The sequence below is a fragment of the Streptomyces sp. A5-4 genome (assembly GCF_051131715.1).
GTDB lineage: Bacteria > Actinomycetota > Actinomycetes > Streptomycetales > Streptomycetaceae > Streptomyces.
The window spans coordinates 7,636,922-7,657,332 of sequence record NZ_CP178591.1; the positions used below are offsets into that span (position 1 = coordinate 7,636,922).

General features: G+C 70.9%; 14 protein-coding genes and 2 pseudogenes. 9 read left to right on the forward strand and 7 right to left on the reverse strand.

The window, feature by feature from the left end; all coding sequences use genetic code 11:
- The first annotated feature begins 8 nt into the window (after positions 1–8).
- Entirely contained in the window at positions 9–1,277 is a 1,269-nt protein-coding gene (locus ACLLJJ_RS35855; RefSeq protein WP_434598846.1) for a helix-turn-helix domain-containing protein, read from the forward strand.
- Positions 1,278–1,508: 231 nt separating this feature from the next.
- Positions 1,509–5,993 (forward strand): DUF3320 domain-containing protein, encoded by a 4,485-nt coding sequence (locus ACLLJJ_RS35860; protein WP_434598847.1) that lies wholly within the window; start codon positions 1,509–1,511, stop codon positions 5,991–5,993.
- Here ACLLJJ_RS35860 and ACLLJJ_RS35865 read toward each other — a convergent pair.
- Positions 5,977–6,210, reverse strand: a complete 234-nt coding sequence (locus ACLLJJ_RS35865) for a DUF397 domain-containing protein (RefSeq protein ID WP_434598848.1) — start codon at positions 6,208–6,210, stop codon at positions 5,977–5,979. The genes ACLLJJ_RS35860 and ACLLJJ_RS35865 overlap by 17 nt on opposite strands.
- A 55-nt stretch (positions 6,211–6,265) precedes the next feature.
- Between ACLLJJ_RS35865 and ACLLJJ_RS35870 the strand changes: the two genes are divergently transcribed.
- A complete protein-coding gene (locus tag ACLLJJ_RS35870) occupies positions 6,266–6,577 on the forward strand; it encodes an ATP-binding protein (protein ID WP_434598849.1) in 312 nt (103 codons plus the stop codon).
- A 67-nt stretch (positions 6,578–6,644) separates the two neighbouring features.
- Here ACLLJJ_RS35870 and aceB read toward each other — a convergent pair whose 3' ends face one another.
- The gene (aceB, locus tag ACLLJJ_RS35875; RefSeq protein WP_434598851.1) at positions 6,645–8,267 is read right to left on the reverse strand and encodes a malate synthase A; all 1,623 of its coding nucleotides are present in this window, start codon (positions 8,265–8,267) and stop codon (positions 6,645–6,647) included.
- Between the two features lie 224 nt (positions 8,268–8,491).
- A complete protein-coding gene (locus ACLLJJ_RS35880) occupies positions 8,492–9,106 on the reverse strand; it encodes a nucleotidyltransferase family protein (RefSeq protein WP_434598852.1) in 615 nt (204 codons plus the stop codon).
- 94 nt (positions 9,107–9,200) lie between these two features.
- On the opposite strand from ACLLJJ_RS35880, the pseudogene ACLLJJ_RS35885 reads away from it, so the two are divergent.
- Both ACLLJJ_RS35885 and ACLLJJ_RS35890 read left to right on the forward strand, forming a co-directional pair.
- A pseudogene (locus tag ACLLJJ_RS35885) lies at positions 9,201–11,041 on the forward strand (serine/threonine-protein kinase).
- A gap of 165 nt (positions 11,042–11,206) precedes the next feature.
- Positions 11,207–11,521 (forward strand): DUF5955 family protein, encoded by a 315-nt coding sequence (locus ACLLJJ_RS35890; RefSeq protein WP_434598853.1) that lies wholly within the window; start codon positions 11,207–11,209, stop codon positions 11,519–11,521.
- 172 nt (positions 11,522–11,693) lie between these two features.
- Here ACLLJJ_RS35890 and ACLLJJ_RS35895 read toward each other — a convergent pair whose 3' ends face one another.
- Together ACLLJJ_RS35895 and ACLLJJ_RS35900 are read right to left on the reverse strand one after the other, a co-directional pair.
- Entirely contained in the window at positions 11,694–12,329 is a 636-nt protein-coding gene (locus ACLLJJ_RS35895; protein ID WP_434598855.1) for a response regulator, read from the reverse strand.
- Positions 12,326–13,521 (reverse strand): annotated as a pseudogene (locus ACLLJJ_RS35900) (sensor histidine kinase). The gene ACLLJJ_RS35895 and the pseudogene ACLLJJ_RS35900 overlap by 4 nt, the downstream one beginning before the upstream one ends.
- Positions 13,522–13,631: 110 nt before the next feature.
- On the opposite strand from ACLLJJ_RS35900, the gene ACLLJJ_RS35905 reads away from it, so the two are divergent.
- Complete coding sequence (locus ACLLJJ_RS35905) at positions 13,632–14,711, forward strand: ABC transporter permease (protein ID WP_434598856.1); 1,080 nt, start codon at positions 13,632–13,634, stop codon at positions 14,709–14,711.
- A 2-nt stretch (positions 14,712–14,713) separates the two neighbouring features.
- Positions 14,714–15,379, forward strand: coding sequence for an ABC transporter ATP-binding protein (locus ACLLJJ_RS35910; RefSeq protein WP_434600615.1), 666 nt, complete (start codon positions 14,714–14,716; stop codon positions 15,377–15,379).
- 186 nt (positions 15,380–15,565) lie between these two features.
- Here the strand turns inward: ACLLJJ_RS35910 and ACLLJJ_RS35915 are convergent, their stop codons facing one another.
- Positions 15,566–16,363 carry an IclR family transcriptional regulator gene (locus tag ACLLJJ_RS35915; protein ID WP_434598857.1) on the reverse strand — a complete coding sequence of 266 codons (798 nt, stop codon included), beginning with the start codon at positions 16,361–16,363 and terminating at the stop codon, positions 15,566–15,568.
- Between the two features lie 304 nt (positions 16,364–16,667).
- On the opposite strand from ACLLJJ_RS35915, the gene allB reads away from it, so the two are divergent.
- Together allB and alc are read left to right on the forward strand one after the other, a co-directional pair.
- Positions 16,668–18,008, forward strand: a complete 1,341-nt coding sequence (gene allB, locus ACLLJJ_RS35920) for an allantoinase AllB (protein ID WP_434598858.1) — start codon at positions 16,668–16,670, stop codon at positions 18,006–18,008.
- Positions 18,009–18,010: 2 nt separating this feature from the next.
- On the forward strand, positions 18,011–19,144 hold the full coding sequence (alc, locus tag ACLLJJ_RS35925; protein WP_434598859.1) for an allantoicase: 1,134 nt from the start codon (positions 18,011–18,013) through the stop codon (positions 19,142–19,144).
- 86 nt (positions 19,145–19,230) lie between these two features.
- Here alc and ACLLJJ_RS35930 read toward each other — a convergent pair whose 3' ends face one another.
- On the reverse strand, positions 19,231–20,214 hold the full coding sequence (locus tag ACLLJJ_RS35930; protein ID WP_434598860.1) for a ScbA/BarX family gamma-butyrolactone biosynthesis protein: 984 nt from the start codon (positions 20,212–20,214) through the stop codon (positions 19,231–19,233).
- Positions 20,215–20,411 lie beyond the last annotated feature (197 nt).

Here is a 20,411-nt window from a genome sequence, read left to right on the forward strand (position 1 = left end):
AACGACGCATGGCTGAACGCCCCGCGGGATCGGCAGGATTGGCGCGATCGGGGGGTCCGGCCCGCTCCACGGGGTCGGCCTGGGAGGATGTGCCGCGCCTCCAGGTGAGGCAGTTCACCGACCGGGCGATGGACGAAGTCCCGTCCCTCGCCCAGGAGATACTCGACGGCATCCGCCGCGAGTACCCGCGGGTACCACTCATCCTCGACGAGTCCGGCGAGCTGACGGCTCTCGTCGGCATCCGCCGCGCGCTCGAAGACTTCGTGCAGCACCTCGTGGTGCAGGACGCGACCCGGCCGCCCGTCCACCTGGAGGTGTTCCAGGAGTTCGGCCGCGGCGAAGGGCTGCACGGCCGGTCGCTGGACTCCCTCCAGGCCTACTACCGGCTCGGTGTCCGGCTGGCCTGGCGCAGGCTCGCCGAAATCGGCCAGCAGGTCCGCATTCCGCCGCCCGCGATGTACGAACTGGCCGAGTCCGGCTTCGCCTATCTGGACGGTCTGGTGGACCAGTCGGTACGCGGCTACGCCGAGGCCGCCGCCCGCCAGGCCGGTGAACGACTGCGCCTGCAAAGGAAGTTCACCCAGGTGCTTCTCGCCGAACACCGCACCGACCCCACCCATTCCCTCACCGAGCACGCCGCCCGGATCGGCTGGACACTGCCGGAGCGGGTGGCGGTCGCCGTACTCCTGCGCCCGGCCCGCGAGTGCGTGGCGCCGGCCGTGGGGCAGGGGGTGCTGCTCGACATGGAGAGCGAACAGCCGCTGATGGTCGTCCCCGACCCGGGGTCGGCCGGCCGTACCGAGCTGCTGCGCCGGGCGATGAAGGGCTGGTCAGGCGCGATCGGCCCGGAGGTGCCGCTGGCCGAGGCCGCGAAGTCGCTGCGCTGGGCGACCGCCACGGTGCGCCTGATGGAGCGCAAGCTGCTGCCGTCCGGTGAGCTCCTCGACTGCACCGAGCACACCGAGGCGCTGGTCCTGCTGCCACCCGAGGAACTCATCGAGGACCTGACGCGCCGCTGCCTGGCCCCGCTCGCCGACTGCGGCCCCACCCAGGGCCGCCGGCTCTCGGAGACGCTGCTCGCCTGGCTGGAGACCCGGGGCGGTGCACCGGAGGTGGCGGCCAGGCTCGGCGTACACCCGCAGACCGTGCGCTACCGCATGCGGCAGATCCGCGAGCTGTGGGGCGACGAGGTCGACGACCCGGACCGCCGCTTCCAACTCGAACTGGTGCTGCGGGCCCAGCGGTTGCGGGGGGAACTGTCAGAGCCGATCCGCTGAGCGACGGTGCGGGCGGCTGTCGGCGCGCACTGCCTCCCTCACACCTCGGACGACCTCGCCGCGCCCGTGTAGCCGACGGTTTGTCATCTTTGGCTCGGCCTTCACAACAAATCCATACCGTGTTGTTGATTTCTGGTGTGTCGTCAGATCCGGGCTGATATCTAGATACCTCCAGGGGGGACCTGTGCTTGCGGATACCCCTGTGCGTTCTGTTCAGGAGGTACTCGTCGTATGCCCCATCAGCCCCGGACCGCGTCCGCCGCCACCAGTGATCCCGGTCTCGACCGGTTGAGGGTCGTCCTCGACGGCTGGCGTCATTCCCTGCTCGACATGGGTGGGCACAACCGGCTGCTGAACTTCCGTCACACGAAGACGGCGACGCTGGAGATCGCTTCACCCGAGGCCGGGACGGTCCTTTCTCAACTCGCCAGGGGCTGGGACTTCGCGCCGTTCCTCGTAGAAGGGGAAGAGGCGGGAGAAGGAGCGGAAGGGGGCGGGGAGGAGAGCAGTTCGGTTGCCGTCCGGCGGACTCGGCCCGGGCTGGTCACCCAGAAGGTCAGCCAGCCCACACTGGACAATGCCCTGTACCAACTGCGCCAGAAATCAGGCCAGATGTTCAACGACTACGGCCTGTGGGTGCTGTGGCTTGGCGTCGGCATGGTCGATTGGCGCGAGCCAGGAGCCCAAGAGAGCAGTGCCGCCCCGCTGCTTCTGGTCCCGGTCGAGCTGCGCAGGGACAGCAACAGACGTTACCGCCTGCATCTGGCGGAAAATCAGGACAGGGCGCACAACCCGGCTCTGGCGGTAAAACTGGAGCGGCTCGGAATCGACTGGAGTCGTGTCACCGACACCGACAGCACCGACCTGCCCGCAGTGATCTCGGCCGCCCGCTCCGTCGCGGGCGGGCAGAGCGGCTGGTCCGTCGACGAGCGTGTGGTCCTGGGCCTGTTCGCTTCGCACCGGGAAGCCATGTACCAGGACCTCCAGCAGAACGAAGACCGCATCCTCGGTCATCCGCTGGTTCGGGCCGTCGCTCTCGGCCCCGATGCAGGTCTGCCCGACGGCTTGATCGACTTCGAGCCCGCCGAACTGGACCGCATCGACGATGTCCAACTGCCGGAGCGAAACCCGTTGGTACTCGATGCCGACGCGTCGCAGCGCCAGTGCATCGCCGCGGCCCTCGACAGCCGTTCTTTCGTGATGAGCGGCCCGCCCGGCACCGGCAAGAGCCAGACCATCACCAATATGATCGCCGCGCTCATGCACGCGGGCCGCAGTGTGCTGTTCGTCAGTGAGAAGGCCGCTGCACTCGATGTCGTACGCAACCGGCTGCGCGGTGTGGGCCTCGGCGACTTCGTCATGGCGCTGCACAGCGGTGACACCAGCAAAAAGGCAGTCGCCACCGAGCTCGCCCGCGTCCTGACGACCGAGGCCCGTGTCACCGGAGCCGCCGAGCACGAACTGGAACGCGCGCGCCGGCTGCGGGAGGAACTCTCCGCCTACGCCGCCGCCATGAACCAGAGCCGCGAACCTCTCCAGAAGCCCCTCCATGACGTTCTCGGACGGCTGGTGCAACTGGAGCAGGCGGGCACTCCGCTACTGCCGCTGTCCGCCCAGAGGGCCAAGACCGTCCGCACACTGAGCGCCGGTGCGCTGAGCGATCTCGACACCGCCGCCAAAGCCGTCAGCCGGGCGTGGCGTCCCGCAGTCGAAGCGGAGTCCTTCCCCTGGCGGGGGCTGACCGGTGCTTCGGCGCACCAAGTGGTCTCCGAGGCGGCGGACGCCCTTGACGCCCTGCTGACCGCGATCGGGCGCCGCCCGTTCGCCGCCACGCACCCCGAACCCCGCTCGGTCCGGGAGCTGCAGCAGACCCTGCGTCCGGTACGGGCCGGTCTCCTCCCGGGCTCCGGCTCGCCGGACGCGCCCCTCCCCGAGGATCGGTCCCACCAACTGGCGGATCTGGCAGACCGGTTCGGCATGCCGAAGCCTGACCGTGTCGAGGCTGCGTTCGCTCTGTGCGAGCTCACCGACCTCACGGCTGCCGCGCACCGCCCGCAGCGGGGCTGGTTCGACACCGGCGTCCTGAGCGAAGCACATCGGGCGGCCCAGGAGCTGCGCCAGGCTCTGCACGCCGAGACCCAGGCACGTACCGCAGCCGAGGACGTCTTCGGCGAGCAGACCCTCCAGGCGGCGGATCTGCCCGGACTGGTGGACCGGTTCGCGAATCAGCACCGCGGGCTGCTGACCCGCTTCTCGGCCCAGTTCAAGGCCGACCGGACAATCGTGACCGCCCTCACCCGTAGCGGGACCTGGGACAAGTCCCTGGCCGGCCGCCTGGACCAGGCTCTGGCCTGGCACGATGCGGCGGTCGAAGCAGCACGACTGGCCGACCGCCACGCCGCCCTCCTGGGGAGCTGTACCCCGCGCACGCAGCAGGCCCTCGCCGATCTCGACCAGGCTCTAGCCACGGCCGACCGTATCGCCGAACTGAGCCGCGATGCCGAACGACGCGATCTGCTCGCCGACCACCTGGCCGACGATGCGGACATTGATCGCCTGCCGACCCTGCTGGCCGAGAACGTGCGGCGTTCGCTGGGCGACTGGAGCGCGATCACGGCCCGCCGCGCCGAGCGCTGGTCCGACTCCGTGTCGGCATTGCTCGACCTGTTTGACGCCGCCCGGGGAGCGCAGCTGTCCCCGTCGCTCCTGGGCAACTTCGACCAGGCCCAGCAGGTGATCGACGCCCTGCTCGCAGACCCGCACGGGCCCGAGGAGTGGCACGCGCACCGCAACGGTCTTGCAGCGCTCGCCCGCCACGGCGCCGACGGTCTCGTCGCGACGGCGGCCGAGCGGGGCGTCGATCCGCGGCGGTTCCCGGCCGTCGTCGAACAGGCCATGCTCCGATCCTGGGCCGACGACATCCTCGCCACCGACGATCGTCTCCGCAACACTCGCTCGGACGACCTGGACGCGCGCGTGGCGGACTTTCAGGAGGCCGACCGTCGCCTGGTCGCCGCTGCCGGCGGCGCGGTGATCGAGGCATGCAACAAGCGCCGCCCGCGCCGCTTCGGCAGCGGTGGCGGCGCGGTGATCACGCGCGAGGCCGAGAAGAAGACCCGGCACATGCCGGTGAGGGAACTGCTCGGCCGGACACGCGAGGTCGTGCAGTCGTTCGACACCCGCCCGGGACGGACCCTCGGCGTGGTTGCCCTCTCCCAGGCACAGGCCTCGTCCATCGACCAGGCCGTGCAGCAGGCCCGACTCGGGCGTCCCGACCTCGACCACTGCTTCACCGAGGACCGGCTCGACGGTTTTTTCGTCAAGAACCTCGAATCGGTGCAGGGCGACGAGCGTGACGTGATGATCATGTCCGTCGGTTACGGTCCCGACGAACACCGCAAGGTCGGGCTCAACTTCGGCCCTATCAACCGGGCCGGCGGTTGGCGCCGTCTCAATGTGGCAGTCACCCGAGCCCGCTACCGCATGGAGGTCGTTGCCTCTTTCCGCGGTAACACTCTCCCCGACAGTACGAACGAGAGCGTTCAGCATCTGAAGCGCTACCTGGAGTACGCGGAGAGCGGTCCGAACGTCCTTGCCCGCGACGTCGTCCAGTCGGACGCGGAGCCGGACAGCCCCTTCGAAGAGTCAGTGCTCGCGGTACTCCAGAACTGGGGCTACACAGTCCAGCCGCAGGTCGGTGTCGCCGGTTTCCGCATCGACCTGGGCCTGCGCCACCCCGAGCTGCCGGGTGCGTACGCCCTGGGCATCGAGTGCGACGGTGCGATGTACCACTCCTCCAAGACCGCCCGTGACCGCGACCGGCTGCGGGAACAGGTACTGAACGGCCTCGGCTGGCGGCTCTACCGCATCTGGGGCACCGACTGGTATCGGGGCCGCACGGCGGCCGAGTCGAGACTGCGGGAAGCGGTCGAACAGGCCATCGCGTGGGGCCCGCTCCCCGCCTCGGCGCGAGTGCCTACGCCGTCAGCTCCGGTGGATTCCGGGTACGAGCCGTCCGCCGCGTCGGCGTCCACGGTCAGCCCGGCGGAGCACACCGGCGGTCAGGTGCTCACTGTTCCGGTCACACAGATGCAGGTGCCGATTCTTGCTCAAGTACCGGTTGAGGTTGAGTACGAGCGTGTCCCCGTCGACACGGGGTCTGAGCGCGAGTGGAGCGCCCCGTATCGCACGAGTTCCATCAGCGTCAGCCCGCGCCACGAACTCCACACCCCGGAGGCCCGGCCCGCGCTGAGAAGGATACTCACGCAGTTCATTGAGGCGGAAGGGCCCATCCACGAGGATGTGTTGGTGCTGCGGGCCCGTGAGGCGTGGGGTGTCGGCAGGGCGGGCAACCGCATCCGGGACAACGTCCAGGCGGTGGCACGTGCCCTGGTCCGCTCGCGCCTCGCTGCCGCTGACGGCTCCTTCTTCGACGTGGCGGAGCGCAGAGAGCTGAAGGCTCGGCGCCCCGAGGGCGGGGGGACGATACGCAAGGTCACGTACATCGCTCCGGCGGAACGGTGCCTGGCCCTGTGCGAGCTGGCGGCGGAATGCCCGGGGATGACGGAGGACGAGCTGATCAAGCAGGCGTGCGAGTTCTTCGGCTGGCGTCGGATGGGCAAGGAAATCCGGGACTGCCTGGCGGCAGACATCGCGAAGCTGTACAGGCACGGCAGGCTGGAGGGCGGACCGGAACGAGTCAGCGCGGTGCGCTGAGGTCCGGCGCCGCGCCTTGCGCTGCGAACTCCACAAAGGCTGCCCAGCCGCTTGGTGGCAGGGAGAGGGGCGGTCCCGCCTTGTCCTTGGAGTCGCGCACGTGGACGGCGTCGGCGCAGGCGGCGACCTCAATGCACTCTCCGCCTGAGCCGGTGCTGTAACTGCTCTTGAACCAGGCCGACTCGGGTACGGCCTGCGCGGGCGCTTCGACGTTCATCTCTCTCCAAGCAACTTCTCGGCTCGATGAGTGGGGCCACCCGTACGACGGGACCGTGAACGAGACCTTGACGCTCATCGCCGCCGAGCTCACCGCGAACGCCGTGCGCCACGGCCACGTCCCCGGCCGGGACTTCCACGTCCGCCTGACGGCTATGGACGCCTCCCTCCGTATCGAGGTCGCAGACACCCGCACCGAGCGGCGCTCCACCTTCGAGCTGCCCGACACACCACCCCTCGACGGCGAATCTGGCCGCGGCCTGTACCTCGTGTCCCAGGTCGCCGACCGCTGGGGGATCGCGCCCCGAACCGGTGCTCCCGGAAATGACGTATGGGCGGAACTCGATCTGAATTCGGGTCGGCCGTGAGGACCGGGTGCAGCACAACGCCCCCGGTACCTCGTAGGTACCGGGGGCGTTGTGACACGTAGCGGGATCAGCCGCGCAGCTGCTCGTACGCCGGCAGCGTCAGGAAGTCCGCGTAGTCCTCGTCCAGGGACACCGTCAGCAGCAGGTCGTGCGCCTGCTGCCACTTGCCTGCTGCGAAGGCGTCCTCGCCGATCTCCTTGCGGATCGCGGCCAGGTCCTCACCGGCGACCTTGCGGGCCAGCTCCGGGGTGGCCTTCTGACCGTCCTCGAAGACGACGCCCGCGTTGATCCACTGCCAGATCTGCGAGCGGGAGATCTCCGCGGTGGCGGCGTCCTCCATCAGGTTGAAGATGGCGACGGCGCCCATGCCGCGCAGCCACGCCTCGATGTAGCGGATGCCGACCTGCACCGCGCCGACCAGGCCCTGGTACGTCGGGCTCGCGTCCAGCGAGTCGATGGCGATCAGCTCGCCGGCCGTGACCGACACGTCCTCGCGCAGCCGCTCCTTCTGGTTCGGCTTCTCGCCGAGCACCGCGTCGAAGGAGGCCATCGCGATCGGCACCAGGTCCGGGTGCGCGACCCAGGAACCGTCGAAGCCGTCGGCGGCCTCGCGGTCCTTGTCGGCCTTGACCTTCTCGAAGGCGACCTTGTTGACCTCGGCGTCGCGGCGCGAGGGGATGAAGGCCGCCATGCCGCCGATGGCGTGCGCGCCGCGCTTGTGGCACGTACGCACCAGGAGTTCGGTGTACGCCCGCATGAACGGGGCCGTCATCGTCACCGCGTTGCGGTCCGGCAGTACGAACTTGGCGCCGCCGTCACGGAAGTTCTTCACGATCGAGAAGAGGTAGTCCCAGCGGCCCGCGTTCAGCCCGGCCGCGTGGTCGCGCAGCTCGTAGAGGATCTCCTCCATCTCGTACGCCGCCGTGATCGTCTCGATCAGGACGGTCGCGCGGACGGTGCCCTGCGGGATGCCGACGTAGTCCTGCGCGAAGACGAAGATCTCGTTCCACAGGCGGGCTTCGAGGTGCGACTCGGTCTTCGGCAGGTAGAAGTACGGGCCCTTGCCGAGCTCGATGAGGCGCTTGGCGTTGTGGAAGAAGTACAGGCCGAAGTCGACCAGCGCGCCGGGCACGGGGCGCCCGTCGACCTGCAGGTGACGCTCGTCCAGGTGCCAGCCGCGCGGGCGCATCACCACGGTGGCCAGCTCGTCGGCGGCCTTGAGGGCGTAGGACTTGCCGGACTTCTCGTCGGTGAAGTCGATGGTGCGCGCGTAGGCGTCGATCAGATTGCGCTGGCCCAGGACGACGTTCTCCCACGTGGGGGCGGACGCGTCCTCGAAGTCGGCGAGCCAGACCTTCGCGCCCGAGTTCAGGGCGTTGATGGTCATCTTGCGGTCGGTCGGTCCGGTGATCTCCACGCGACGGTCGTTCAACGCGGCCGGAGCCGGTGCGACCTTCCAGGAGTCGTCCTCGCGGAGCTGTGCGGTCTCCGGGAGGAAGTCCAGTGTGGAGGTGCGGGCGATCTCGCTGCGACGCTCACCGCGGCGGACGAGGAGCTCGTCACGGCGGGGCGTGAACAGCCGGTGCAGCTCGGCCACGAAGGCCAGAGCCGCGTCGGTGAGGACCTCTTCCTGCCGCGGCAGGGGCTCGGCATCGACGATGGCCAGCGGGGACGGCGCTGGTGCGGACATGAGCTGTCACTCCTTCAGCGGGCGGTGCCTGGCGACCGCCGGGTCGCCGATGCGGCACCGGGTGCCGTGGCTCCGAGTTACGGTCGCGGGCGCCGTCTGGGGTTCAGGGCGCTTCTGACCAGTGGATAGTAGTTTTCTCATGGTGGAAGTTCAATGGTTTGTTGATATCGAGATTCTCCGGGTCGACAGAAATCGCCGCGAGGTGGCTCCGAGTGCCATCGCGGTCACTCCAGGCGGCCGAGGTCCCCGGGTGTGTCGATGTCGTACGCCTCCGCCACATCCCCGCACTCGACGAGCGTGATGGCCGCCTCGTGCGCCTTCAGGTAGGCGCGTGCCCCCCGATCGCCCTCCGCGGTCACCGCCACCGGCTCCCAGTGGTCGGCGCCGAAGAGCACCGGATGCCCGCGCTTCCCGTTGTACGCCGCCGCCACCAGGCTGCCGGGCGAGCGGTACGCCGCCAGCACCCGCGCCACAGCATCGGCGCCGATCCCGGGCTGGTCCACCAGTGAGACGAGCGCCGCCCGCGCCCCGGTGCCGGCCAGTGACGCGAGGCCCGCCCGCAGCGATGAGCCCATGCCCTGTTCCCAGTGCGGGTTGTCGACCAGTACGCAGCCCGCCAGGTCGGCCCGGTCCCGTACGACCGGCGCGGACGCGCCCAGGACGACATGCACCGGACCGCAGCCCCCTTCGCGCAGGACCCGCACGGCGTGCTCCACCAGCGGCCGGCCGCGGTGTTCGAGCAGTGCCTTCGGCCGGCCCCCGAGCCGTCGCCCGCCGCCTGCCGCGAGCAGCAGTCCGGCGACGCCGGCCGCCTCGTCTTCACTTCTGTTACGGCCCATGGGCCCTGCTTACCCCATCGCGACGCGCGAACAGGGGACGCCCTTGGATGGGGTGCCGTCCGACAGCGGTGTTCAGCATGGGGGACGTGTGGCAATGAGTGGTCAGCAGCCGGGTCGGGACAAGGTCTTCCCAGCCGCTTGAGGGAGACGACCCGCGCACCGTGGCCGGGTATCAGCTGGCCGCCAAACTCGGCGCGGGCGGGATGGGCAAGGTGTACCTCTCGTACACCCCCGGTGGCCGCCCCATCGCGATCAAGGTGATCCGTCCCGACTTCAGCCAGGACGCCGAGTTCCGCCGCCGCTTCGCCCAGGAAGTGAAGTCCGCGCAGCGCGTCCAGGGCCTGTTCACCGCGCCCGTCATCGACGCCGACACCGAGGGCTCGGAGCCCTGGCTGGCCACCGCGTACGTGCCGGGCCCCTCGCTCGCCGGCGCGGTCGCCGAGCACGGCGCGCTGCCGGTGGAGGCGGTCGCGCTGCTCATCACCGGCATGGCGGAGGCGCTGCACGTCATCCATGGCGCGGGCATCGTGCATCGCGACCTCAAGCCGTCCAATGTGCTGCTCGCGGCCGACGGCCCGCGTGTCATCGACTTCGGCATCGCGCACGCCGCCGACGCCACGTCGCTCACAGGCAGCGGCGTCACCATCGGTACGCCGTCGTTCATGGCGCCGGAGCAGGCCGCCGGGCGCAAGGTCACCGCGGCCACCGACATCTTCGCCCTCGGCCAGGTCGCGACCTACGCGGCCACCGGGACCCCGGCCTTCGGCGAGGGCACCTCGCACGGCGCTCTACCGGATCGTGCACGAGGAGCCCGACATCAGCGGCGTCCCGGAGCGGCTGCGGGAGCTGGTCACCCGCTGCCTCGAGAAGGACCCCGCGGCCAGGCCTACGGTCGCCGAGGTGATCGCCCTGTGCCAGAGCGCGAACGCCGAGACAGTCCTGCGGCGCCCCGAGGACTGGCTGCCCGGCGCCGTCGCCGCGGACATCACCGGCCGCAACGCCGCCCCGGCCCCGCCGGCGTACTCACCCACGCAGCCGGTCCGGCCGACCACCGCGCCGCACGGCTACGGCCCGGCGCCGACACCGCAGCCGCCCACACATCAGCCGACGCACCAGCCGTCCACACAGCAGCCGGGGCAGCAGACGCCGGTGCCGCCGCATCACGCTCCGACGCAACTGGGGGCGCCGTCCACGCCCCCCGGGCAGCAGCCCCAGTCCCCGTACGCGCAGCAGCAGTACCAGCACCCGCAGGAGCAGGCCCCGCACCAGTACCCGACCCAGCTTCCGCAGCCCGCCCCACCGGCGCCCACAAAGGGCAAGGGCAAGGGCAAGGGCAAGGGGGTGGCCATCGCACTCGCGGCGGCCCTGATCTTCGGCGTCGCGGGCGGTGGCACGGCGTACGTCCTGCTCAAGGACGGCGACAAGGGGAACCAGGCGCAGGACGACCCGGCGCCGAAGCGGAAGGGCGGCGACGAGGCCGACCCGGCCAAGTCTCCCGATGCGGGCGGCAGCGCCTAGGGGAAGCCGAAGGCGGTGGACCCCGAGCCCGCCGACTTCAAGGCCATCAACCTCACCGCGGGCTACCACCTGACGTTCTCGGACGAGGACGTACGACCCCAGCAGGGCGAGGACCGCGGATACGAACTTTCGTACGACACCGGCGGATATCTCGACTCGGAGAGCTCGGGCGGCTCCCTGGCGCTGCTCGACCCGGGGCAGCGGGGTTCCCTCGAAGCCTGCCGCGCGGAGACCCGGTTCACCGACTCGATCTACACGACGAAGCTGTCCAAGGGGCGACAGGTCTGTGTGACCACCGGCACGGGGCACATCGGCCTGGTGACCGTCCAGGGTCTCTCCCCCGAGGACTCGCCCAGCGACTACATGACGCTGGACCTGACGGTCTGGCGCAACGCGACGGCGTCGGCGTCGAGCTGAGGCCGGGGCGGTGGTGCCCGCGGTCGGCCGGGGCGATGCCGGGTGGCGAACAGCCCATCGATTGGCGTTAACTGACCCCGGCCCCTCTTGCGCGACGTCTGACCAACGTTGTGAGGGGGTGAACCACCGGCGGGACCTGCACCTCAGTGTGCGAGGGGGAGAACTGTGTTGAAAAGCGTGGAGCCGAGGCTTGTGGCCGGTAGCGGCGAGGACCCCCGGGTGACGGAGCTGCGTGCTGCCGTCTCCCGGCTCCGCCGTGAACTGGCGGCGCACCCGGCCGAGTTGTCCGACCGCGCCATCGCCGACGACGAGCTGGCCTCACTGGACGCGATGGCGCTCAGCGGAGTGCCCGAGGTCAGGCGGCTGCGGCGTTCGTTGCTGGTGATCGCCGGATCGGTCGGCTCGGTCAGCGCGCTCGGCGTGGCGATGACACAGGTGCGCAGGGCCGTCGAGATCTTCGGCGAGCCGTCGCCGCGCTAGCCGGACGTGAGTCGGCCGGGGCGTTTGGTGAGGTGTCCGGCAAGGGGTACAGGCCGATGACCCGGGGCGCCGTGAAGGCGCGCACCCGGGTCGGGAAGGGCGGCAGGATGTCGCCGCCCATAAGCCGAAGCCGCCGGTCCGTCGACCGAAGAGCGGCCTCCATTCTACCGCGCTAGCGTCGAATGAGCCTGCGCGCGGTCGCGGCGGCCACTGCCGAGGTGCGCGAGTCCACGCCCAACTTCGCGTAGATGTGCACCAGATGGGACTTCACCGTCGCCTGGCTGAGGAACAGCTCCTTGCTGATCTGCTGGTTCGACAGACCGTCCCCGACCAGCTGAAGCACCTCCAGCTCCCGCCGGGTGAGGGCCTGCGCGGGCGTCCGCATCCGGTCCATCAGCCGGTGCGCGACGGCCGGTGCGAGCGCCGACTGCCCGGCCGCCGCCGTGCGGACCGCCGCCGCCAGTTCCTCCGGCGGGGCGTCCTTGAGCAGATAGCCGCTCGCGCCCGCCTCCACCGCCGCCAGGATGTCGGCGTCCGTGTCGTACGTCGTCAGCACGAGCACCCGGGGCGCCCCCGGCCTGGCGGTGATCGCCGCGGTGGCCTCCGAGCCGTGCATCATGCCCTGACCGAACTGGAGGTCCATCAGCACCACGTCGAACGCCTCCGATCCCGCCAGCAGCACGGCCCGCTCGGCGGTGGGTGCCTCCGCGACCACCAGGAAGTCCCGCTCGGTGTCGAGCACCGCGCGCAGGCCCGCCCGTACCACCGGATGGTCGTCGGCGAGCAGCAGCCGGATCGGACCGTTCATGCCGGGTCTCCCGTGGGCGTTCCGGCCGGCAGGGGCTGCGGCAGCGGCAGGGTGATCGCCACGGCCGTGCCCTGGCCCGGCGCCGACTCGACGCTCAAGGTGCCGCCGAGCGAGCGCGCCCGGGAGAGCATCGCGGGCAGCCCGAAGCCCCCTCCGCCCTTGGCCCCGGGCGTCCCCGGATCGAACCCCGAGCCGTCGTCGACCACATCGAGGGCGACCGAGGTGTCCATGAAGCTGAGGGTGATCCCGGCCCGGCCCGCGTCGGCGTGGAGCACCGTGTTGGCCAGCGCGGACTGGGCGATGCGCAGGAGCGCCACCTCGTACGGGGTGGGCAGCGCGACCGGCGTACCGCTCACCCCGAATCGCACGGCAGGGCCGGCGCCGCCGCGCACAGCCGTTCCAGGGCGGCGGCCAGCGAGCCGTGCTCCAGATCGGGCGGGCTCAGCGCCCGTACGAAGCGCCGCGCCTCGGCGAGGTTGTCCTGCGCGGCCTCCCGGGCCTGCCGGACATGGACCACGGCCGGGTCGCCGTCCGGCAGCGTCCGCTCGGCCGCCCGCAGCAGGAGCTGGATGCTGGACAGGCCCTGGGCGAGCGTGTCGTGGATCTCCCGGGCGAGGCGCTCGCGTTCGGCCAGGGTGCCGGCGGCCCGCTCGGCGGCGGCCAGCTCCGCGCGGGTCGCGATCAGCTCCTCGATGAGCTCGCGGCGCCGCTCGCTCTCCCGGTACAGCGCCTGATGCCCCAGGACGGTCGCGACGGCCACCCCGGCGCCCAGCACCGGCCCGATGAAGGTGCCCGCGGAGATCTGCTGCCCGTGCAGGACGAAGCTGGTGATGGCCGCGGCTGCCGTCGCGGCGACGGCGGGCAGGGCCCAGCGCATCGGCAGCAGATACAGCTGGAGGAAGTACAGGGGGAAGGCCGTCCACAGCCCGTCGGGGGAGAGCGCCAGCAGGGCCAGCCAGGCGGCGCCCAGCGCCCCGAGCCACAGCGCGGCGGCACGTGGTGAGCGGCGGCGCGGGGCGGGGCTCAGGGCCCCCGCCGCGTACACGACGGCCACCAGGGCCGCCGCCGCGACCACGGCGTACACGTGCGGTGCGCCGCTCGCCACGGCCTTGACGGCGGCCAGTGCGAGCAGCCCGATGAGCAGCGCGTGCAGACACAGGCGCAGGACGGGGGCCGGGGGGCGGGAATCCATGGTTTTCCAGCGTAGACGGCCGGTGCGCCCGCTCCGTCAATCAAAAGGTTGAGGTGGGAGCGGTCCCCGGCGCGATGTTTTGGCGGGCGGGCGCGAAGAGGCTGGGGACCATGTTTGTCGCATGGAGAGATCTCCGGTTCGCCAAGGGCCGGTTCGCGCTCATGGGCACGGTCGTGGTGCTGATCACGCTGCTCGTCGGTCTGCTGTCCGGCCTCACTGCGGGGCTGGCCAGGGACAACACCTCGGCCATCACCTCGCTGCCCGCCGACCGCCTGGCCTTCGCCGCGCCGCCCGACGGCCAGGAGGTGTCCTTCACCAACTCCTCGGTGCCGGAGAGCACCTGGGAGAAGTGGGCGCGCCGGCCCGGTGTCACCGCCGCCGAGCCGATCGGTATCCGTACCGCCAATGCCGGGGCGGGCGACCGTACGGCCGCGGTCACCGCGTTCGGCGTCGAGCCGGACTCGGGGCTCGCGCCGAGCCGGGACTTCGGCTCCGGGCGGGTCGTGCTCTCCGAGCGGGCGGCCGAGGACCTGGGCATCGGGTCCGGCGACAGGATCCGGATCGGGGACGTCGAGGCGGAGGTCGCAGCCGTGGCGGGGGAGGACTCGTACAGCCACACACCCGTGGTGTGGACCACGCTCGACGACTGGCAGCGGCTCGGGCACAGCGGGACGAGCACGGAGGAGCAGGCCACGGTCGTCGCGCTGACGACCGGGGGCGGCGCGGATCTCGCGGCGGGCGACGAGGCGGCCGGGACCGAGAGCCGCACGCTGGAGGGTTCGCTGGGCGCGCTCGCCTCCTACCAGGCCGAGAACGGCTCGCTCCAGCTGATGCGCGGCTTCCTCTTCGCCATCTCGGCGCTGGTCGTCGGCGCGTTCTTCACGGTCTGGACGATTCAGCGCAGTGGTGACATCGCGGTCCTCAAGGCGCTCGGAGCCTCCACCGGCTACCTCCTGCGCGACGCGCTGGGACAGGCGGTGCTGATGCTGTGCGCCGGTACGGCCCTGGGCACCGCGCTGGCCGCCGGGGTCGGGGCGTCGGCCGCCGGCGCCGTTCCGTTCGTCCTCGAACCGGCGACGCTGCTGGTCCCGGCCGCCGTCATGGCCGTGCTGGGCACGGGCGGCGCGGCCCTGTCCGTGCGGCGCATCACCGCCGTCGACCCCCTCACCGCACTCGGGAGCGCCCGATGACCCTGACCCTGACCCTGACCGATGTGACCCTCACCTACCCCGACGGCGACGCCCGTCTGACCGCCCTCGACGACGTCACCCTCGATGTGCCCGCCGGTTCGCTGACGGCGGTGGTCGGCCCCTCGGGATCCGGCAAGTCCAGTTTGCTGGCGGTCGCCGCCACGCTGGTCACCGCGGACCGCGGCCGGATCGTCGTCGACGGTACGGACACGGGGGCGCTGAGCCGCGCGGAGAAGGCCCGGCTGCGGCGCGAGCGCATCGGCATCGTCTTCCAGCAGCCCAACCTGCCGGCGTCCCTCAGCTCGGCGGAACAACTCCAGGTGATGGCGCACCTGTCCGGCCGGCCGCCGCGCCGGGCCCGCGAGCGTGCGCTGGAGCTGCTGGACGCGGTGGGTCTGGCCGACAAGGCGGACCGCCGCCCGCACCAGCTGTCCGGCGGTCAGCGGCAGCGGGTGAACATCGCGCGGGCGCTGATGAACGACCCGGCGGTGCTGCTGGTCGACGAGCCGACCAGTGCGCTGGACCACGAGCGGGGGGCGGCGGTGCTTGACCTGTTGGTCGCGCTGACGCGGGAGCGGGGGACGGCGACAGTCCTGGTCACGCACGATCGGGCGCATCTGGCGAGGATGGACGCGGTGGTGGCGATGGCGGACGGGGGGCTGGGGTAGCGGCCGGTGCGGTGGAGGTGGCTACGGCGCTTTCCCTCGGCCGCCCCTTCCCGAAGCCCACGAACGCCGGACGGGCTGAAAGATTCCTTTCAGCCCGTCCGGGGCGGGGCTCCTGCGCGGCGGCGGCCGTGAAGGGTCACAGCGGGGAAGTGGCGGGGGTGGGGAACAAGCCCCGCGCTGCGGAGGCTAGTTGTGGCCCGCGTTCGTCAGGACCACCGAGAGCTCCTGGGCGACCTCCTGGAGGATCGGCACGATCTTGTCCGTCGCGGACTCCGTCACTCGCCCGGCCGGCCCGGAGATGGAAATCGCCGCAGCGGTGGGGGAGTTGGGCACCGAAACCGCCAGGCACCGGACCCCGATCTCCTGCTCGTTGTCGTCCACCGCGTAACCGACCCGGCGAACGTGCTCCAGCGCTTCCAGGAAGCCCTCGGGCGTAGTGATCGTCTTCTCGGTCGCGGCCGGCATCCCGGTACGCCCGAGCAGCGCCCGCACCTCGTCGGCCGGGGTGTGGGCGAGCAGCGCCTTGCCGACTCCCGTGGAGTGCGGCAGGACCCGGCGCCCGACCTCGGTGAACATCCGCATCGAGTGCTTGGAGGGCACCTGGGCGACGTACACGATCTCGTCGCCGTCGAGCAGCGCCATGTTCGCGGTCTCGCCGGTCGCCTCGACCAGGCGGGCCAGGAAGGGGCGGGCCCAGGTGCCGAGCAGCCGGGACGCGCTCTCCCCGAGCCGGATCAGGCGCGGGCCCAGCGAGTAGCGGCGGTTCGACTGCTGGCGTACGTAACCGCAGGCGACCAGTGTCCGCATCAGGCGGTGGATCGTGGGCAGCGGCAGACCGCTGCTGGCGGAGAGCTCGCTCAGTCCGACCTCACCGCCGGCGTCTGCCATCCGCTCCAGCAGGTCGAAGGCGCGCTCCAGGGACTGAACACCACCGCTGGGCGCGGCAGGCTTGGAAGCGTCGGTGGTGGCGTTGGACGACAGCACGTCAACGGTCCTTTCGAGGCGGGCGGGCAAGGTGGCAGCCTATCGGTCGGGCCGCGCGGGGGACACGGACGGCGTCAATAGGTCCTTGCCGGTCAGAGGGTGTTTGTCCGTGTGTCGGCCGTCACTTCCCGTCATCCTGGAGAGCGCGCCTTGTGGGTAGCTACCTTCTGCAAAGCGAAATTCTACTTCCACTTTGTGGAATCGACCAAGCGATCTCGTCACCAGGGCCGGGTCTTGACGGACCAAGGTCCGGAGTGAAGACTTCTTCAACAGTTCGTTGAATTTCGCTGAAGTGAGGTAATGGGTGTCCGACGCCGTGGAACTGGTACTGCGCTCGACGCGCGTCATCACCCCGGAGGGATCACGCGCCGCATCCGTCGCCGTGGCCGCCGGGAAGATCGTCGGTGTGCTGCCGTACGACGCCGAGGTGCCGGCCGGGGCCCGGCTGGAGGACTTCGGGGACGACGCGCTGCTCCCCGGCCTGGTCGACACCCACGTCCATGTGAACGACCCCGGACGCACGGCGTGGGAGGGCTTCTGGACCGCGACGCGCGCCGCCGCGGCCGGTGGCATCACCACCCTCCTCGACATGCCGCTCAATTCCCTGCCGCCGACCACGACGCCCGACCACCTCGCCACCAAGCAGGACGTGGCCCGCAGCAAGGCGCACATCGACGTCGGCTTCTGGGGCGGCGCCATCCCGTCCAACGTGTCGGACCTGCGACCGCTGCACGACGCCGGGGTCTTCGGCTTCAAGTGCTTCCTGTCGCCCTCGGGCGTCGAGGAGTTCCCCGAGCTCGACCAGGAGCAACTGGCCACCGCGATGGCCGAGATCTCCGGCTTCGGCGGCCTGCTGATCGTGCACGCCGAGGACCCGCACCACCTGGAGAGCGCACCGCAGAAGACCGGCCCCGCCTACGCCGACTTTCTGGCGTCCCGGCCCCGGGACGCCGAGAACACCGCGATCGAGGGCCTGATCGCGCACGCCAAGCGCCTCGGCGCCCGCGTGCACGTCCTGCACCTGTCGTCCTCGGACGCGCTGCCGCTGATCGCCGCCGCCAAGCGCGAGGGCGTCCGTGTCACGGTCGAGTCCTGTCCGCACTTCCTCACCCTCACGGCCGAGGAAGTCCCGGACGGGGCAACGGAGTTCAAGTGCTGCCCGCCGATCCGTGAGGCCGCCAACCAGGACGCGCTGTGGGACGGCCTCATCGACGGGACGATCGACTGCGTCGTCTCCGACCACTCGCCGTGCACCACCGACCTCAAGACCCCCGACTTCGCCACCGCCTGGGGCGGCATCTCCTCGCTGCAGCTGGGCCTGCCCGCCATCTGGACGGAGGCCCGCAAGCGGGGACGCACGGTCGAGGACGTCGTCCGCTGGATGTCGACCGCGCCGGCCGCCCTCGCGGGCCTGGCGCAGAAGGGCGCCATCGAGGCCGGCCGCGACGCCGACTTCGCGGTGCTCGCGCCCGAAGAGACCTTCACGGTGGACCCCGCCGAGCTGTTCCACCGCAACCAGGTCACGGCGTACGCCGGCAAGACGCTGCACGGCGTCGTGAAGTCGACCTGGCTGCGCGGCGTTCGCATCGCGGACCACGGCATCCTCGCCGAGCCCACCGGCCTTCTGCTCGAAAGGAACAACTGACCGTGGCGACAGCCCTGTTCACCGGCGACGCGAGCCCCTACGGGGGCGGCGACCCGTACGCCGACTACCGCACCGCCGACCTGCCCTTCACCCACCTCACCGACCTCGCCGACCGGCGGCTCGGCGCGGGTGTGATCGCCGCCAACGACGAGTTCTTCGCCGAGCGCGAGAACATGCTGCGCTCCGCCCCCGCCCACTTCGACCCTGAGCACTTCGGACACAAGGGCAAGATCATGGACGGCTGGGAGACCCGCCGCCGCCGCGGGGTCTCGGCCGTGCAGCCGCACCCCACGGACGAGGACCACGACTGGGCGCTCGTACGCCTCGGCGCGCCCGGCGTGATCCGCGGCATCGTCGTCGACACGGCCCACTTCCGCGGCAACTACCCGCAGGCCGTCTCGGTCGAGGGGACCTCGCTCGCCGGCTCCCCGTCGCCCGAGCAGCTCGCCGGCTCCGACGTGAAGTGGACAACGCTCGTTCCCCGTACGGCTCTTGGCGGTCACGCGGCCAACGGCTTCGTCGTCGACGTGGAGCAGCGCTTCACCCACGTGCGCGTCAACCAGCACCCGGACGGCGGCATCGCGCGCCTGCGGGTGTACGGCGAGGTCGTGCCGGACCCGGCGTGGCTGGCTGTCCTGGGTACGTTCGATCTCGCCGCCCTGGAGAACGGTGGCCAGGTCGAGGACGCGTCGGACCGCTTCTACTCCTCGCCGACCAACACCATCTCGCCGGGCCGCTCGCACAAGATGGACGACGGCTGGGAGACGCGCCGTCGCCGCGACAAGGGCAACGACTGGATCCGCTACCGGCTTGTGGAGCAGTCGGAGATCCGCGCGATCGAGATCGACACGGCGTACCTCAAGGGCAACTCGGCGGGCTGGGCGGCCATTTCGGTCCGCGACGGCGGAGCCGGCTCGGGCTCTGCCGGGGCCGAGGGCTGGACCGAGATCCTGCCGCGCACCCGTCTGCAGCCCGACACGAACCACCGCTTCGTCCTGGACTCGGCAGCGGCAGCGAGCGAGGTCCGCATCGACATCTTCCCGGACGGCGGCATCTCCCGGCTGCGGCTCTTCGGTTCGCTGACCGAGCAGGGTGCGGCCCGTCTGGCGGCCCGCCACCAGGAGTTGGGCGGCTGACACCGGGAGCACCAGGAGAGCGCGCGGGGCCCCCGGTTCATGCGAACCGGGGGCCCCGCGCACTCTCTCGTCGTCGCGGGTCCGCCTCAGGCGGGCAGCGGGGCGTTGACCACGACCGAGGAGAACACCAACTCGCCCGCCTGGTGGGCGGTGACCCGTACTCCGGCGTCCGGGTCCGCCGGGTCCGTCGAGTCCGCCAGCGACTCGGCCCGGATCACGCACGGGGTGCCGAACTCGGCGTACTGGTGGAACGTGCTGTTCATCGACGCGGGCAGGGCCGTGCTGCCGGCCGGTTCCATGGCCTGTGCGGCCTGTCGCGCGGCCTCCAGCAGGACCATGCCGGGGACATGGTCGTTGTGGTGGTCGAAGAGGATCGGGTGGTCGATGTCGACCCGCAGCTGCCAGTGGTCCGGCCGGTCACCGGGGCTGAGGACGACGTCCGAGCCGAGGGCGCGGCCGACGGTCCGGGGCGGAACCGGGGCCCCGAGGTCCACCGGGCCCGGTACGGCGTCCAGGTGGGCGGCGCGCAGCCGCCGGTACGCCTCGTTCGACGTACAGGTGTAGCTGGCGCCACCGGTGGCGATGACCCGGCCGTCGTGGCGGATCGCGGCCTCGTAGCGCAGGCGGGAGAGCTTGCGCCCGCGCAGCCGTATCTCGGTGCAGACGACGTCGAGTTCCAGGTCGGCGGGGGTGCTGCCGAGGGCGATGTGCTCGGGGGCCACGGTGTAATTGAGGTCCCACAGCAGGAACTTGTGGTCGAGCGGTACCTCGAAGGCCGTGTGGGCCAGAAGTGCGCCGACCTGCCGGATCGTCTCCGCGGCCAGCAACGGGTCGTAGTGGCCGCTGATCGGGGTGAAGAAGCTGTGTGCCCGCGGCCATTGGGCGGTCACGGAGAAGCTCTTGTCGTCCACGGGCGCCCAGCCGGTGAGGAAGACCTCTGCCACGGCTGCGCGGTGCACGAACTGGCGGGGAACTGTCGTGGTGAGAAGGGGCGTTGAGACACCCGATGGGGCTCTGGTCGCGAGGGTGGTTTCGTTCGTGGCGAGAGTCGGAGCGAGCGTCTGTGTCATGGCTTCTTCCCCCTGGAAGACTCGACGGGTTGAGCTCGTGAAGCGAAGCGTCCTGCCCGGAAGAAAGATACGTACTTCTCGGTTTGGTTCACAACACTTTCTGAGACTGAAGTTGTTCAGAGTGTGTGCGGGGTGGCGGTTTTCAGCCCGGAAGCTTTCATTCCGTAGGGCGCGGCAGCGTGTGGGTTGACCACTAA